A 15,868-nucleotide genomic window follows, 5' to 3' on the forward strand; every position below is an offset into this window, starting at 1 on the left:
CTAGCCAGGTTTATGGCTAACAGTCATCTCACTTCTATTTAATCACTTTCTATTTATTCACTTTAAATAGCACAGTAAAGGCCGTCTGCTTACTGCTGTTCAAGACTCGTTAATTCAAAATTTAAAAACTTCAATAGTGTGCTTCCTGTTGCCTCATAAATCACACCGATAGAGCCATCATTTAACGTTACAACATCAGAATAGGCACTCATGCCATAAACTAATTGATGAGGAGTCCCAAAATTCGCCCCTTCATCGGTACTGAGCCAAATCCCCAAGTTATTGCGATTTGGCCCTGATGCGGTACCTATTGGCGCGGTTGCTATGATTATGTCCTCCGGCGCTCCTGTTCTTGTCGCTGAGTATCGAGTCAAGCCAATATCCACCTTGGAAACAACCAAGTCATGGCTTGTTTGAGTCCATGTGATCCCACCATCATGACTCAAAAAGTGATAGCGAGTCCCCGCCGCACCGCCGTCATTACGCGCAGACATCAATAATGACCCATCATTAAGTTCAACCATATCAGCTTCAGTCGGCCCTGAAACCGGAGTCAATTCACCTTTATTCCAAGTTAGGCCATTGTCGTCACTAAATACTGTCGCAACATAAAACAAGCTATTACCGGCACGCACAATCGCCGGGAAAATCATTCTGCCATTATGCTCACCTTGAGCTAAAGTCTGCCATTGTAATTGGATCCCTTGCCCTGGACCTGGGTTTATCGAACGCCAAGTAGGATCTTTTACTTGTGATGTAATATCCACTGCTGCTGTCCAAGTCTGTCCGTTATCAGTACTTTTTCGATAGTACAAATAGTTAGCATCACCAGGAGCGACGCAATTACCATTTTGGGCACATAAATCTGGCCATTGAACATAAAACACATAAACCGTATTGGTCGATTTATCAAGGAATGGACGAGGATCTGAATAATCGTATGCTGGGTCTTGATGAATAATCTGTACTGGTAACCAGCTACGCCCGTTATCAAGAGAACGCTTTAACGAGATGTTAATCTGACCTGCTTGCCCAGGATCGGCACTACTAGGGCGGCCTTCAATAAACGCAAGTATTGAGCCATCTGCAGATTGAACCATTGAAGGAATTCGATAGTTGCTCATGCCATTGTCGCCTTCTTGGCCGCCTTGGAAAACAATGCTTTCGAAAATAGCCGGACCACTGCCGAAGGTCTCAAAGTTAATATAGCGGTAGTTAGCAACACCATTTGTGCCAGAAGAACCATTGCCCCAAACAATCACATTTTGACTGGTAGCCGAGCCCGACCAAGTTTCAATTTCAATACCGTCAAAATAAAACGTCGCTAAGCTTGTTGCTGCATTATAGACCACTTCATAAGTATGGTATTCGTCCGCTCCAGTGGTTGACACTAATGTATGGCTGCTACCTCCCTCCAACGTCGCCACTAAGTCGCCATTACCGTTGATACTTAACAAAGCTAAAAAACGTTTATTACCGTTGGCATAGTAATCAGAAATTGCATTTCCCGATACAATGCGACTGGTGGTCGTCATTTTCCAACCTAAGGTTGTCGCATCTCGATTAACTTGTACGCTCGGCTGAACTTCCCACTCTGCTCGACCATTAATACCACTCGCTTGCCAAGCTGACTGACCTTGCTCATTAATTAATGAACCACTACCTGAGTCCGCACTATCATTTGTCCAGCCTGCCAAGATTGGATCTGCACTAAAGTTAGCATCAAAAGTGGCTACCACAGTCGATAAACGAGTCATGTTCTCAGCTTGCTCAGCCGTAAGTACATCGTCATATATACGGGTTTCATAAATAGTACCGCTGAAATACCACTGGCCCCCATTACTATCATTATTACGGCCTATGCTCATGCTATCTAGAGCTGCAATCGAATTGAAAAAGCTTGTTGCGCTCCCGCTAAAGACTAAACTGCCATCAACATAAATTTGAGTGCCTGTGTCATCAACCATAATTAAGGCTTGGTGTTCTTGATTATTGTTGTAGGTGGTTACCGTTTTTGAGTCATTAACAAAACTGCCATTCTCACGAGCATGCACCCGTAATGTGCCATCGCTATTAATCAATACTGCAAACTCACTTGAACCTTCTGCTGAGTTAGAAACGCTAAACAGCGTGGCAGTTGTTCCTGTAGCTTTAAACTTGGTAAATATGCTGCCTCTGGATAATTGCTGCACAGCGGTAAGCTCACCATCAAGGGATAAGAATTGGCTTCCACCATCAAAGGTGATCTCTGAAGAGTCCCACTGTGCCACGACTTTTGCGGGCTCTGGAGTTGTCGGGTTGAGCGTTTCAAATTTGACGTTTCTATAATACGCCACCCCATTAATGTTTGATGAGCCATTCCCCCATGCAACCATATTTTGACTGCTGGCCTCTCCGACCCAAGCAGGATCTATAATCAATCCATCAAAGCTGAAGCTAGCAAGTTGAGTCAGTGGATCATACTCAACAACGTATTGATGATAACTATCAGAGCCCGTACTAGCGACTAATATATGTTCACCGCCACCAACAAGATCAACCACTAAATCCCCAGATTCATTAATACTCAAAATAGGTAAAAAACGTAACGAACCATTTGAGTAATAGTCAGTGATATAGCCACCAGACTCTATACGACTAGTCCAACTCATTCGCCAGCCATTTACACTAGCCTCATTATTTAACTCAGTCGTTGGCACCCTATTCCACTGCGCTCGGCCACTGTTACCTGTAGATTTCCAACTTGCTGTATTTAAATCTTGTACGACTGTGCCCGTTGCTTTCCCCGATAGAAAATTATTCCAACCTTGACTCTGCGGGCTTGTTTCATTCGCTGCATCAAAATTTGCGACTAACGTGTTTGCTTGCGCGTATCCATGACTGAAGGCCAGCAGGAAAAAAGTCATATAGAGCAGCGGTAATGTAATTATTCTCAGCATAATGTCACCTTTATAAATTAAGTGTTATCTATGACAAAGCCAGCAGTTAGCGGCTGATAATTTAAAGGTGCCTTTACTCACGTTATACATCCTGAACCGCCTAATCTTAACGCTACAAACAGCTTAAGTACCCATGTTCTTATCTTGTTGAGGTATTACGCGAACTCAGTAAGTCCTGAAGTAGCGACTCAAATATCTGATCCACGGTTTCACATATCAACCTGTCACACCACTAATACAAACACGCATACAAAAATTGGACAAGAACATTATGGTATAACAGTATAACTAGATAATTAGTGGTGATAGCCGTAGGAGTTAATATTGCCGGGCACAGGAAAGCGACATACTAGTTACACCTTCAGATAAGATGCAAATAGGTAAACCATTGTAGAAAGCTATTAACTAATTTAAGTGATTATTGATTTAGCAAATTGAGGATATAAGCGAGTCTCAGATCCAGACTCTGCTTATAAATATCAATGTACTAAACGAGATAGTGAAATAGGCGACTGTTTTATTGAACAGGTTCGACTGTGGCTTGATAGACATTAGGGGTACGGATAACCGGCCTTGTCTCGCCAGAAATCCAATATATTTGGTTATCTTTTTGCGATATAGCAAGGGGGCCAGCTCCCCCCGTAAAAGGCACTTCCTTACTTAAAGTTGACCAATTATCTTTATTGAAATCATAAATAAGCTGTTGGCGGCTAAAGTTAACTTCTTGCTCATTCAAACTAAAATAATATTGTTTAAACTTCGATAGCCTATCCTTTTCACTCGTGGTCAATTGAAAAATAGCATCGTTAAACACTTGCCTGTTTACACCACCGAGCAGAATGAATTGTTCACCATTAATAACCGCAACCCCTCCACCAGCAACAGAATAGGGTTGGTCTTTAACCGTAATCGGTGTAAGTGTTCTCCAATTTAATGCTTCAAAGTCAAACGCATAAGCGTCGGTTAGAACATAACGTCCTTTTCCTGCCTGCACATTGGCACCACCAAATACATAAAATTGTTTCTGATGCTTTATAGAAGGAAAATCGGCTCTCGCAAGGCCCGGAATTGGCGATATCTTATCTTTATTGATGCATTTTTGCTGTTTCAAAGAAAACTGACACACAGCATTACTGACTACGCCATTGCGCTTGCCTGCAAATACAAATAGCGAGTCATCTTGCCATGCTGCCGCGCCAGAATCCCACGCAAAAGGCAGTTGGTTAACGGCTTTAATCACTGGCTGTAAATTATCATCTAGTGTCAGCTTTAGGATCGAGCCGAAGGCTTTGTCGTTATTTTTACCTCCAACAAAATAAAGACTGTTGCCAGCAACCACTGCTGCGCCATGCCCTCTTGCGGAGGGTAAATGTCCTTGAGCAACAAGGTCAAATTGCTCATTTTCGGTATCAAAAACGAAAACATCTGAATAGTACTGCTTAACACCTTTGTCGAAAAAGGGGTGACCATTAGGAAAGTTAGTCCCACCAGCAACCACTAGGTAATTACCGATAAACCCACTGTAGGCACCTGCTATTCCAATCGATTTGTTAAAGCCTTTAGGAGCGGGGAGCTGCCCAGCTTTTCTCCAGCTTACCTTGGGCTCAACAGGTAGTTTTACTTTACTTTCCACTGCCAACACTTGCCCGCTGACAAGAATGATTAATAGCTTTAGAAGAAAAATTAAGTTAGCAGGTTTCAAGCGGAACTCCTTAACTTTTAAGAAAATAAAACCTAATCAATATTGATTAGGTTTTAGGACATTAACTGACAACAAGGCATTTATTGTTTTAAAAATGGCATGCCTTAAACAGTGATTAGAATGTCAATTTAACACCTGCAAAGATTTGGCGGCCAATTACATCGTATGCCTGAGGCGTGGTATTGGTACCTACTGCCGCACTTGTAGCCTGAATATCTGGCTGCTCATCAAATAAGTTATTTGAACCAACATATACATTAACTGCATCATTTATTTGATAGCTAGCTCTAAGGTCAACATAGTAAACCGCATCCATGGTGTTTAGATCATCCGACAGCGTCGTTTCACCCAGTACCCCCTTAGTTTCAGAGCGATAAGTCAACTGAGCATATAGATTAAACGCTTCTGTGATGTCATAAGAGGCATTCATCGTATAACGATACTCAGGGAAAAGCGTTTTACCTAAATTATCAATTTTGCCGCCAGGCGTATCAATTTCGTATTCACCAAGGTAGTTAGCTATTAAATTCAAATGTAAATCTTCAAGCGAGTAACCAATCTCTAGATCTAAACCGCTTGTTGAAATGGTATCCGCATTAATTGATGTAGAGTAAATATTTAGAATTGGACCGTCTTTTACATCACGCACCACTTTACCACCACAGGTTGCATCAAATTGTGATGGGTCAGCATCGTAACAACGCTCCACCATAATGTCGGGAGTGATAGTGGTGATACCATCTTCAATTTCGATATCATAATAATCGAGAGAGACGTATAAATTATCAATCGGCGTTACAACAAACCCTAAAGTTAATGAATCTGCCGTCTCCTCTTTAAGATCTGGAGAACCACTTTGCAATACTAAAGTATTGTTAGTTTCCGAACCTACCAATACATATTCACCATTTGGATCTGTCGCCATTCGGTTTGAAATAGCAGCAACCGAGCTACAGTTTACATCTCGATTTGATGTGCCAGAATTCGTCGCACCATTACAAACATCAATCGTTGGGTTAGCAACACTAGTTGTTCCTGTAGAAAAGATATCGTTAATGTTTGGCGCACGCACAGAACTAGATTGGCTCGCACGAAGACGAATAACATCATTAACGGGTGCATCTAGGCCGAGTCGGTAAGTCGATGTCGTACCAATTGTAGAGTAATCCCCCACACGCCCCGCTAAGCTTACATTTAGCCAATCAGCAACTGGAATATATAGCTCACCAAAAACTTCGGCGACATCAAAACTACCGTCAATCGGTTGCACTGCACCTTCTCGTGTAATGCCTAACTGACGGAAACTATCTGGGTTTTCAACAGCTGACTCTTTACGGTACTCAAGACCTGCTGCAAAGCCCATGTTGTCGTGACCAACAGACAAATCTAGCTCACCAGAAACAACACTTGTGGCAACGAACTGCTCAACTTTACCCGTTTGGCCTGTAGCAACGGCAAGGTACTTTCTGGCTTCATCAGAAAAACCAACAATACCTGCTTGTCCGGCTAAACTGTCTGTCGTACCAAATGGGTTAACCGGTAAACACCCGTAAATACGTGCGATTTCATCTGCACACTGGTAGCCTCCATTACCATCTTCTTCAATAGTAACCGCCTGCTGCATATGCGGAATACTGAAGTCACCACTGTTATTTTGCTGCTGTGAAGTAATGCCGTATGTCGCGCTTGTTTTCCAATCTAAGTCATTGTCAAAGTAGTAGCTATAACTCCCCGCTATGCGGAATGTCTCACGGTGATTTTCAGTCAGACGATTACCGAATTCAAAGGTACGACGATTAGTCGAGACGCCATCAAGTGAGGTATCCGATCCCATAACGGCTAGCAGTTGCTGACCCGCACTGCTTCCCACAAAGAAAGGGCTAGTTGCAATATCAATACCAGTGGTTCCGCCATCGCCTTTTCTGAAAATATTGTTGACCACATCAATAGGTGCTTCTTCTAAATCAACGCGAGCTTTTGTTTGCGCGTAATTTATTTCGACCTCAAAAGCCGAGTTTTCAGAAACGTCAAAACTAATACCTGAAGCAACATTAAAACGTTCGAATGGTGTCACTAACGTACGGTTGGCATGCTGGTTATCCCAGTCTGACTCGCCCATTGGTTGATAGTTACCATCGAGTAAAGGCTGATTAGTATTGAAAGGATCGCCATTACCAAAAATTTTCAAGTCACCATAGCCAAGTGATGCACCGTCAACATGCCCAGGACCATCTCGTCTAGCGATAGAGTCTCTAATGCCGTCACCATTAGTATCTAGAAAGCGCATTTCATACTTAGAAAAGTCACGGTCTGAAGAATTTAATACATCTTGATTAGAATACCCCACTGATACCCATGCATTGCCCGAATCAAAATTCTGACCATAAGTAAAATCAACATTCTGTCGACCAGCACCGCCTTCGGTTGAGTCCGCTGCAAACGCGTTAAACTCTAGGCCATCATAGTCCTGTTTAGTAATAATATTAATAACACCAGCAATTGCATCTGAACCGTAAATAGCAGATTGCCCGCCAGTCAAAACATCGACACGCTCAATAATTGCGGTTGGAATTGAATTTAAGTCAACACCGTAACCCGTATTAGCTGAAACACCTGAAACATAACGACGACCATTGACCAGCACTAGAGTACGTGCAGAACCTAAATTACGCAGTGAAGTGGTTGATACACCAACGTTGCTACCCGCACCACCTAGTGAAACGTTATCACTTGAGCCGTTTATCGATGCAGTAACAGAAGGGATTTTATTGAGTACGTCACCAATAGATATAGCTGCCACGCCCTCGATAGCGTCTTTACCAATTTCAGTAATCGGCGCAGAAGATGAAGCGTTAGCACTGCCTTTAAAAATATTAGAACCCGTAACAACGATTCTTTCAACATTGTCACTTTCTTGCTCTGCATCATTTGCTATGGCTGCAGAACTAAATAATCCAGCAATGCATAACGACAGTGCGCTGCGGCAAAACATCCTTTGATTGGTTTTCATAACTTCCCTCTCTGAGTTTTATAGTTTTAATTCAATGTGCAACTGTTTCTGATGTAACTAACGTTTAAATTGATAAATTTTAAAACAACTAATATCCAGCTATCTCGACATCATGCAGTCAACCTATCATACCAGTATACATGTAGCAACATTAGTAAGCGCAAAACCAACCCATCAATTACAATCTCGCAACAATTTTAAGTAATGCTACGCTAAAATCGGAAGTTAAACAAAAAACCAAACATACTTACAAGCCAAACATTTTCAATGAGTTATTTTGTTTTTAGCATATAAAATAGATGTTTGAACCACAGAGGAAATGCAGAGAGAGTATTTTCATAAACTAGATTGATTAAAGGCAGATTTTAAATAAAAGTAGCGCTTGTAACCAATAAGTTAAACAGTGTGGGGTAGCTAATATCGCTAGTAAGCACTTATCCACCAGGTAAACTATCAAGACTTGAGCAACCAGCTTGATACGCCGATGAATCAGTTTTGAAGGGCAATAATGATTGAGGGAATAGTAGATAGTGGGAAGTACAAAGTGCAGACTAAATAAGGACCTTAAGTTTCTTAAGTGCGACTATTTAAGCTCGATGGCCTTCACATTAAAAGCGACAGCAGATGACTCTCCCTGTGCAACGGCGCGCATACCGGGGCGAATAACCTTCCAATAGGCTCTATCCTCCAAACAAACAGCGCCAAAAAAGTGCTCAATATTAACGCCGCCCTTGCAGTTTTTACCCCAATAATCTCGATGTTTATCGCTAAAAGTAACATCCATTTCTAGCGACTTTGCAGTAACCTTGTGTAGTAAATGACAACCACCTAAAATGACCGCACAACTAAAAATAACGTTACCAACCAGTATCGCTAAGATTTGTCTACTCGTGCTTTGCCCCAGCAGCGCAGCCCGCTCTTTTCCTTCTTGAGACAAAGCCTTAAATAACAATACCGGTAAAGTCATGATGTAAGTAATGCCTGCAGCGATAAATGCGCTTTGAAAAAAATCATCGCGCCAAATCAAATCAGCAAAAAATACTAATGAAAGAAGCCCAAAACAAGCTGCACAAATATAAGCAATGCCAGCATATTTAAGCGCTTGGCTAACTCGAGTTTGCTTAGGAAAATAGTATTCAACAAACTTACTCTCACTCTCGCTCAAGAGTCTCTGCAAATGTTGTTCTAGTTCGGCAAAACTCACAAAGCCAAATTCCTTTTGTCGCTCTTTAACTTTTTTAGTATTGGTGTAATACAACGCTAACAACCCGTCCTCTTTACTGAGTAGGTCGTAAGTAAAGGTAATTTCAACCTGTTTGATCTTTGCCTGCACAATCAACATAGGCATAGTAAGGGCGCCACTAGCATCTTCTTCAAGCTCTTCAAAGACCACACTATCAAGGATCTCTTTAAGTCGAACCTTTAGCCCGGTCAGGCTAGTTACTCCACCAAACTGCTGAGTTTGGCCAGATGCTAACTCCAATGAAAGCGTGCTTATCTTCATAATTAAAATACCTGGTCTAACAATGAGCTGATCTGTTCATCATCCCAGCGATGTTTGGCTTTAGTGTTTCTGTAAGTTTGGTCAGCATTGGCTTTTTCAGCTAGCGACAAGTGTTCGCCAGCTTGTTTCACTAGACTTCGTGACTGTGAGAAATCATTAGATCTTGCATACATAGCCCAAAGATAGGCCTCTCGATAATCGCTTAGGTTAAAATAGTAAACAGCCAAATTATGCTGAGCGGCAGGGAAAGACTGCGCTGCTGATTTTTCAAGCCAAAATAGCGACTTTAATGGGCTTTGTGGGACGTAATGACCAAAGTGATATAACAAGCTTAAATAGTATTGCGCAAAAGCATTATCGCTATTTTGGCTAAACCAACGATACGCTTGTTGATAATTGTCTTGAGTCGTCAAATCATAGAAATAGAGTGTAGCCAGTGCTAGTTGACTTCCCACATCACCTTGCTGAGCTGAAGGTTCAAAAAATACTCTTGCTTGGGGATACTGTTTATTATTAAAAAGGATATAGCCTAACTCTCTAGCCTCTTTAACTGATACTTTATTACTGTATTTCTCTATACCACTGAGGGCTATAGGTGGCGCACCAAATAGTGAATCAAAGATCACTATAACGATGAATATGACGAAGGTTAATCCCAGTCCTTTGAGTTTCTGTTTCACTATTTTATCCAAACCGATAGCAATATGCGTTACTGGCACGCAACTTTATGTAGAAGATGGAAAACCGACCGAAGTCTGACAGAACCTTGTCACAGCTGCAACCGAATAACTAAGCTAAAATCAAATATTAAATGTCTCCAAAACAACTTATCTGGATACAAAAAAGCCCAAGCAAATGCTTGAGCTTTGAAGCGTTTAATAACTTGGAACGGGCTCTATTTGGCCCTCCAGTTTAAACTAGAACGGCATCTTCATGCCATCAGCACTTAGACCTATGATAAGTGATAATAAGTGATGAAATGGGAGTTTCAGCGGTTACATGAGCATTTTGATAACTCATTATAAGTCTTTATAACTAAAAATTTGGCCCCTATTTGGCCCCCTAAATTTTCCGCTATAGGGTAAGCCTCCAACAGTCCAGAAGCATTAAAAACACCACTTATAGGTAATCTGCTCACCTTTCATCCTAATGATTCTCATCCTTAAATCAAGCTTGATTCGTCATTTTCCCTTGGTAATTAGCAAACCAACAAAGTCCCTTGGAGATTACAAGAATTAGAGCTAACACTCTAAAGCATTTCTGGACAGAATGTATGGTACGCCCCGTTATTGCAAATAATAAAGCAAGATAACAGGAGTTGGTTTGCGCTAATGTATTCAGAGTCTATTGAGACCTTCATTAGTCCCAGCTCTACGATGAGATCCGCGCCAGATTGTCCTCAAAAATGAGAAAGCATATTAATTGCTATTCTGTCCATCAGGTCTTCAATCTGGTGGTCTAACCGTTTTGTCATCTATTTTTATCATCTGCAAACTCAGTAGTAACTCGATTTAAATTCTTAACTCAAACGCTTTCTGGCTTGTCATTACTGACCAAGCTATACGCGCTAATTTATTCGCTAATGCGACAACCGCAACATTGAACGGTTTCCTCATTCTTAGCTCTGTTAACCAAAGACCAAAATACCGCTCAGATGTCTCAGGTCTTGACACAATGACTCGTGCGGCATCAACAAATAATTCTCGCAGTTCTTTATTACCCCGTTTAGAAATGCCAAGCATCCTTGTCTTACCCCCTGTGGAGTATTGAAACGGAACCAGTCCAAGCCAAGCTGCAAAATTTCGGCCATTCTTAAAATCTGATGCGTTCCCTACATTTGATAAGCAACAAGCAGCAGTCATTGGCCCTACACCAGGTATTGACTGTAGTAACTGCATTAATGGGTTTTCATTAAGTAACAACTGCAATTTCTTATCTTGTTTTTTTATTAATTCGTTCAGATGTTTGTAGTATTCATGTAACTCCTGCAACTCGACCATTAATGTTAAAGGGATCGGTTCTCCTTTATCTGCTAGCCATTGGAACAGCTTTTTCATATGAGCATGGCCTCTAGGAAAGCTCATACCAAACTCAAGTAAAATAGAGCCAATTCTATTCATGCAGGCAGTTCTTTCTTTGATGTAGCCCGAACGTATACGACGAATAACAGTGGCGACTTGTGCGGTTTCACTTTTTGGTGAGGTGAATCTCATGCTGGGCCTCATTGCCGCTTCAGCAATGGCATCCGCATCAATGAAGTCATTTTTGTGAGTTTTAACGTAAGGTTTTACATATTGAGCGGGTATCAATTTAACTTGGTGACCATATGACTCACATTTTCTAGCAAGCCAATGGCAGCCACCACAAGCTTCCATTGCAATGATGGTTGGCTCTTGAATGGATAAGAATTGAATTAGCCTCGGTCTGGTTAATTTCTTACGAAGCACTTCCCTCCCAGCATAGTCATGAGCAATGAGATGAAATGTGCTTTTACCTAAATCAATCCCTATAACGCGAAAGTTAGACATGATGATCACCTCTTCTTTGTTAACCAGACAAACTGGAGTTTAACACTAGGTTGGGGCGTACCATCTTATTAATTGGTTAGAGCTTAAGCTTTGAAAGCAACGACTGCCATTAGGGAAAGTATGGCAATTAGGTATGCGGTAACGCCCAAATAAGGGGCTGATTAATAGTTTGCTAAAATGTGAAGCGAAGCGAAACCGAGCAAACTGTTAGCAGTCCCGCTTTATTTTCTTGTTAGGTGTTTTCTTCGTAAATATCTATTACATGGCTAGATTGAAAAGTGACAAGTTGTCCGCAAATCACACAATCACTGCCACCAGGATCATTATCTAATTTTCCTTCATAGTAATTAGGATACTCTGCTGTGATTTCTACCCACATACGTTCAACCGAAATTTCATCTGAACCTATAGTTTCTTCCATACTGAAGATTAACTTTACCAAATTGCCTACTTTAAGAGATTCCCTAACTTCTTTTTCAGGAATCCAGAATGAGTCTGGGTATTCCTTATTTAATTCTTCTCCATTATCCAATTGATAATGATCTTTTTCATAGGTTGGCAGAATCATCTAAACCCTCGAAACACCTAGACATAATGACTCCCCACTAAAGATGCTGATCTCCAATCAATCGTGGGTTAGCTGAAAGCCAGAGCCATAATAGTTTTGTTAAAGAAACTAAATCGGAGATCAGCATGAATAAACATAACATACTTTTTATTGGCCTTGATACACATAAAGAATTTGTAGAAGTTGCTTATATTGAAGATCAAAGAGGAGCGCAAGCGGTTCATTTTGGACGAGTTTCAAGTGCGAAAGCCTCTATCACTAAACTGGCTAGGCAGTTTCAATCTAAGTATCCAGAAGCAACCTTACACTTTGTGTATGAGGCAGGTCCCTGCGGTTACTAGATCTACCGATTGCTTACCAGCCTAGGTCACTGTTGCTATGTTATAGCCCCTTCACTTATTCCCAAAAAGCCTGGTGAGAAAATTAAAACCGATAAACGTGATGCGCTTAAATTAGCAAAGCTGCTTAAGTCGGAAGATCTTACCGCGATTTATGTTCCAGAGCCTGAAGATGAAGCTATCCGCGATTTATCTCGTGCTCGTGAGACCGCGATGAAAGATTTAAAAGATGCCAAATACCAGCTTAAAGCGCTTCAGCTAAGAAACAACATTAACTACAGAGGCACTGCTAATTGGTCGCTAAAGCACTTACGCTGGCTGACTGAACTGATATTGCCGCACCCGAGTCAACAGATTGTCTTGCAAGAATACTTACAAACCATTTCAGAGCGGATCGCGAGGCTAAAACGCCTAGACAATGAACTTGAGCATCACGTTAAAAAGTGGCGTTACTATCCTGTCGTCAAAGCCATACAAGCTCTACGTGGCGTCAGGTTACTGGTAGCAGCAGGTGTTATTGCAGAGTTGGGAGACTTAACTCGCTTTGATCATCCAAGGAAACTAATGAGCTATGTAGGCCTAGTTCCATCGGAACACTCGAGTGGTGGAAAGCGGCATGTGGGTGCGATAACGAAATGCGGTAATGGTCGAGCAAGACGGCTATTAGTCGAAGGGGCTCACTCCTATCGCTACCCCGCTAAGATCTCAACCGAGATGCAAATAAGACAAGAAGGTTTACCAAAAGAAATCATTGATATTGCATGGCAAGCGCAGATTAGGCTTTGTAGTCGATACCAAAAACTCATGTACAAAGGTAAACATAACAACGTAGTCGTGACAGCCATAGCCAGAGAAATGATTGCTTATATTTGGGCTATTTCACGAGAAGTAGTACTAACAAAAGTTAACCCTAAACTACGGTTGTCGAGAGTACCTGCATGATAAACGATTTTGAGCTAATACAGTGGGTCAAGCATCGGATGTGACACGATCACCGAGGGCGTTAGGATGGCAATACGGTTAACTCTGTATTGAACCACGAACATAGACTGAAGACAGGTGTCACGACGGATTATGTAAGGTAGGCGCTGCTTATTGAAAGATAAGTAATCCACGGATATCAGCATGACAACCGACGAAATTACTTGCTTCATCGACTGTGTTAGCTCAATCCAATTTGGATGAGAATAAAAGATAAAGGCTTAAGTATTTAGGCCGGTATCGTCATGTTCTGCTTGACGTGGGGAGTCATACCAACGCCCTGTTAATGGGCAAAATTAGTTGGCTAAAATGTTGAGGGACGAAAACAGCCAACTGTATTTTGTCCTTATTTAACAGCTTGTTATGTGTTTCAGTAAATAGAGTACCCTACAGAAAACACATCGTATTTTCTATCTTTAACTTTCACGTCAACCACCAGACGGCTTTTATATATGATTTTTATAAGGTTTTCACCACTAGAATCAAAAGGCTCAAGTTTAATTATTGAGTCACCTTCAGACGTCAAAGCTAAACTATTTAATAATTTATTGGGTAAATTACCATCCAGTTTTGCAAAATCGATTGCTTTGATACGTATTTCATTTTGGCTATCAAAAATAAATCCACTAGTTTTACTATCGATGATTTCGCGAGACAACACAGAGGAAGTCACAATAAGAGAAATAATACAAAATATAAAACTAAGTTTGTTCGATTTAATAACAGCAACCTCTAAACACATAACGCCCAATTAACAGGCAAAAAATTGTTGGCTAAAATAGGTGAACGTAGTGAACAAAAAGCCAACTGTTTTTTGTCCTTGTTTAATTTCTTGTTAGGTTTTGCTTTTATACTGAATGTAATTAACAAGCACCTTATTATTCTTTAAACCCCAAGCCGATTTATACACTGGTGTACGCATGAGTTCTTTTTTAATTGCCTTTGAGTGTACCCGCTTAGGTATGTTAGATATAACCTTATAATTAACAATATAACCTTGATTATCTATATCAAACTCAACTTCAACCTGCGAGTTAACAACTTGACAGATTGGAGGCATAGAAGCAGCAATTTTTATTGTACCTTTAGGGAATAACTCAGGCGTATTATCTAAATACACAATTTCAGTTTTAAACTCTTCTAATAGCTCAATACTGGTATCTGAACATCCTTTCACTTCACCAAATTGAATAATACTTGCTAGAACAATACTGCCAAACATGTGCGAAACCTAACGCCAGCAACAGCGGGCGTGTTTTAAGTTGATTGAGTGAAACGAAAGCAGCTTAAAACCGCTCCGACTGCTTGCTTTTGTTAGGCACTAGGTGGGAAATCCTCTAGATTCATTGGTAAGTATGCAAAAACTCGCACAACATCACCAGATACTTGATATTCAAAACCTGCGCTTTTAATGAGAGGGATAATCCACTCACTATGATCAGTGATCCTTGGCTTAGCCAGACGGCCAATATTTGTTTCTTGATGCATTCCAATATCTAGCCACTCGATATAAATAAGTGGAAACGGCAAGTGATAAAACCACTCAGTATCCCAACCAGATATACCCCCATCGATGACTTTACAGCGATACGATGGTCTCCATTCTTCCCTATTACGAATGGCAGATAGAAATTTATCCCACTTAGTATTATTCGCGGCACTAGCAAGACCACGTTCTGTGCAGACTCTAAGAACCTTGCGGCGAATCTCGTCGGTCATTCCAGTTTTCGCCGATGGAAGATGGTTCATGTGATTGCCTAACGCCCACATTAATGGGCAAATATCAGTTGGTTAAAATAAGCGACGCAGGAGCAAAAACCAACTGTTATTTGTCCTGATTTAATTGCTTGTTATATTTCTAGAATACTCTTTAAAAACAAAGCTAATACTGCTTTATCTTTTTTGTTCGTTGCTGTCTCAAACATTCTGATTAAATGAGGCTTAATCTGTGCTTTTTCTTTCTCGGAAATCATAAAGGTATCATCAAACCAAATTTTATTATGCGAATCTAAAACTAAAGTAAATTTACCTGTCGAGTCATCAAGGATAATGCCTGATGAATCTGCTTCTAAAAAGTAGCCATCAAATTTAACATTAGCTGATATGGACATTATTCTAGGGTTAATCGTTTCAGTTGCGAATAATGCACCAGATAAAATCAAAGATATAAGCACTAAAACTTTAATCATTACTCCCAACCTCTAGAGAAATATAACGCTTAAAACAAAGGTTATTTATAACACCTCGCGAAGCGAAGATAAATAATCCTTTGATTTTACTAGTTATCTGGCAGTCAGA

11 protein-coding genes and 1 pseudogene are annotated in these 15,868 nt (G+C 40.8%); 1 reads left to right on the top strand and 11 read right to left on the bottom strand.

All coding sequences use genetic code 11. The features are described from left to right. Positions 1-89 precede the first annotated feature (89 nt). The 7 genes from AB4298_RS05745 to AB4298_RS05775 form a co-directional block, all read right to left on the bottom strand. Positions 90-2,939 carry an exo-alpha-sialidase gene (locus tag AB4298_RS05745; RefSeq protein ID WP_371985997.1) on the bottom strand — a complete coding sequence of 950 codons (2,850 nt, stop codon included), beginning with the start codon at positions 2,937-2,939 and terminating at the stop codon, positions 90-92. Between the two features lie 517 nt (positions 2,940-3,456). After that, positions 3,457-4,641, bottom strand: coding sequence for a cyclically-permuted mutarotase family protein (locus AB4298_RS05750; RefSeq protein WP_371985998.1), 1,185 nt, complete (start codon positions 4,639-4,641; stop codon positions 3,457-3,459). A 115-nt stretch (positions 4,642-4,756) separates the two neighbouring features. Further along, positions 4,757-7,651, bottom strand: coding sequence for a TonB-dependent receptor domain-containing protein (locus AB4298_RS05755; RefSeq protein ID WP_371985999.1), 2,895 nt, complete (start codon positions 7,649-7,651; stop codon positions 4,757-4,759). A 583-nt stretch (positions 7,652-8,234) separates the two neighbouring features. Beyond that, positions 8,235-9,155 carry a hypothetical protein gene (locus AB4298_RS05760; RefSeq protein ID WP_371986000.1) on the bottom strand — a complete coding sequence of 307 codons (921 nt, stop codon included), beginning with the start codon at positions 9,153-9,155 and terminating at the stop codon, positions 8,235-8,237. A 2-nt stretch (positions 9,156-9,157) separates the two neighbouring features. Beyond that, positions 9,158-9,835 carry a tetratricopeptide repeat protein gene (locus AB4298_RS05765; protein WP_371986001.1) on the bottom strand — a complete coding sequence of 226 codons (678 nt, stop codon included), beginning with the start codon at positions 9,833-9,835 and terminating at the stop codon, positions 9,158-9,160. Between the two features lie 831 nt (positions 9,836-10,666). Next, a complete protein-coding gene (locus AB4298_RS05770) occupies positions 10,667-11,683 on the bottom strand; it encodes an IS110 family RNA-guided transposase (protein ID WP_371986002.1) in 1,017 nt (338 codons plus the stop codon). A gap of 232 nt (positions 11,684-11,915) precedes the next feature. Beyond that, complete coding sequence (locus AB4298_RS05775; RefSeq protein WP_371986003.1) at positions 11,916-12,251, bottom strand: DUF2314 domain-containing protein; 336 nt, start codon at positions 12,249-12,251, stop codon at positions 11,916-11,918. Positions 12,252-12,376: 125 nt separating this feature from the next. Between AB4298_RS05775 and AB4298_RS05780 the strand changes: the two are divergent. Then, positions 12,377-13,531, top strand: a pseudogene (locus AB4298_RS05780) (IS110 family RNA-guided transposase). A 409-nt stretch (positions 13,532-13,940) separates the two neighbouring features. On the opposite strand, the gene AB4298_RS05785 reads toward AB4298_RS05780, so the two are convergent. The 4 genes from AB4298_RS05785 to AB4298_RS05800 all read right to left on the bottom strand — a co-directional run bounded on the left by AB4298_RS05785 (position 13,941) and on the right by AB4298_RS05800 (position 15,759). Continuing rightward, positions 13,941-14,312, bottom strand: a complete 372-nt coding sequence (locus tag AB4298_RS05785; RefSeq protein ID WP_371986004.1) for a hypothetical protein — start codon at positions 14,310-14,312, stop codon at positions 13,941-13,943. 93 nt (positions 14,313-14,405) lie between these two features. Further along, entirely contained in the window at positions 14,406-14,792 is a 387-nt protein-coding gene (locus tag AB4298_RS05790) for a hypothetical protein (protein ID WP_371986005.1), read from the bottom strand. A gap of 92 nt (positions 14,793-14,884) precedes the next feature. After that, entirely contained in the window at positions 14,885-15,289 is a 405-nt protein-coding gene (locus tag AB4298_RS05795) for a DUF6678 family protein (protein WP_371986006.1), read from the bottom strand. Positions 15,290-15,420: 131 nt separating this feature from the next. Further along, entirely contained in the window at positions 15,421-15,759 is a 339-nt protein-coding gene (locus AB4298_RS05800; RefSeq protein ID WP_371986007.1) for a hypothetical protein, read from the bottom strand. Between the last annotated feature and the right edge of the window lie 109 nt (positions 15,760-15,868).

Origin of the sequence: Shewanella sp. 10N.261.52.F9, assembly GCF_041471165.1 — a bacterium.
GTDB classification, from domain to species: Bacteria; Pseudomonadota; Gammaproteobacteria; order Enterobacterales; family Shewanellaceae; genus Shewanella; species Shewanella marinintestina.

Coding starts and splice junctions, on each gene's coding strand:
- AB4298_RS05760 (WP_371986000.1), bottom strand. CDS start 9,155: ATGAAGATAAGCACGCTTTCATTGGAGTTAGCATCTGGCCAAACTCAG.
- AB4298_RS05770 (WP_371986002.1), bottom strand. CDS start 11,683: ATGTCTAACTTTCGCGTTATAGGGATTGATTTAGGTAAAAGCACATTT.
- AB4298_RS05785 (WP_371986004.1), bottom strand. CDS start 14,312: ATGTGTTTAGAGGTTGCTGTTATTAAATCGAACAAACTTAGTTTTATA.
- AB4298_RS05745 (WP_371985997.1), bottom strand. CDS start 2,939: ATGCTGAGAATAATTACATTACCGCTGCTCTATATGACTTTTTTCCTG.
- AB4298_RS05755 (WP_371985999.1), bottom strand. CDS start 7,651: ATGAAAACCAATCAAAGGATGTTTTGCCGCAGCGCACTGTCGTTATGC.
- AB4298_RS05795 (WP_371986006.1), bottom strand. CDS start 15,289: ATGACCGACGAGATTCGCCGCAAGGTTCTTAGAGTCTGCACAGAACGT.
- AB4298_RS05775 (WP_371986003.1), bottom strand. CDS start 12,251: ATGATTCTGCCAACCTATGAAAAAGATCATTATCAATTGGATAATGGA.
- AB4298_RS05800 (WP_371986007.1), bottom strand. CDS start 15,759: ATGATTAAAGTTTTAGTGCTTATATCTTTGATTTTATCTGGTGCATTA.
- AB4298_RS05790 (WP_371986005.1), bottom strand. CDS start 14,792: ATGTTTGGCAGTATTGTTCTAGCAAGTATTATTCAATTTGGTGAAGTG.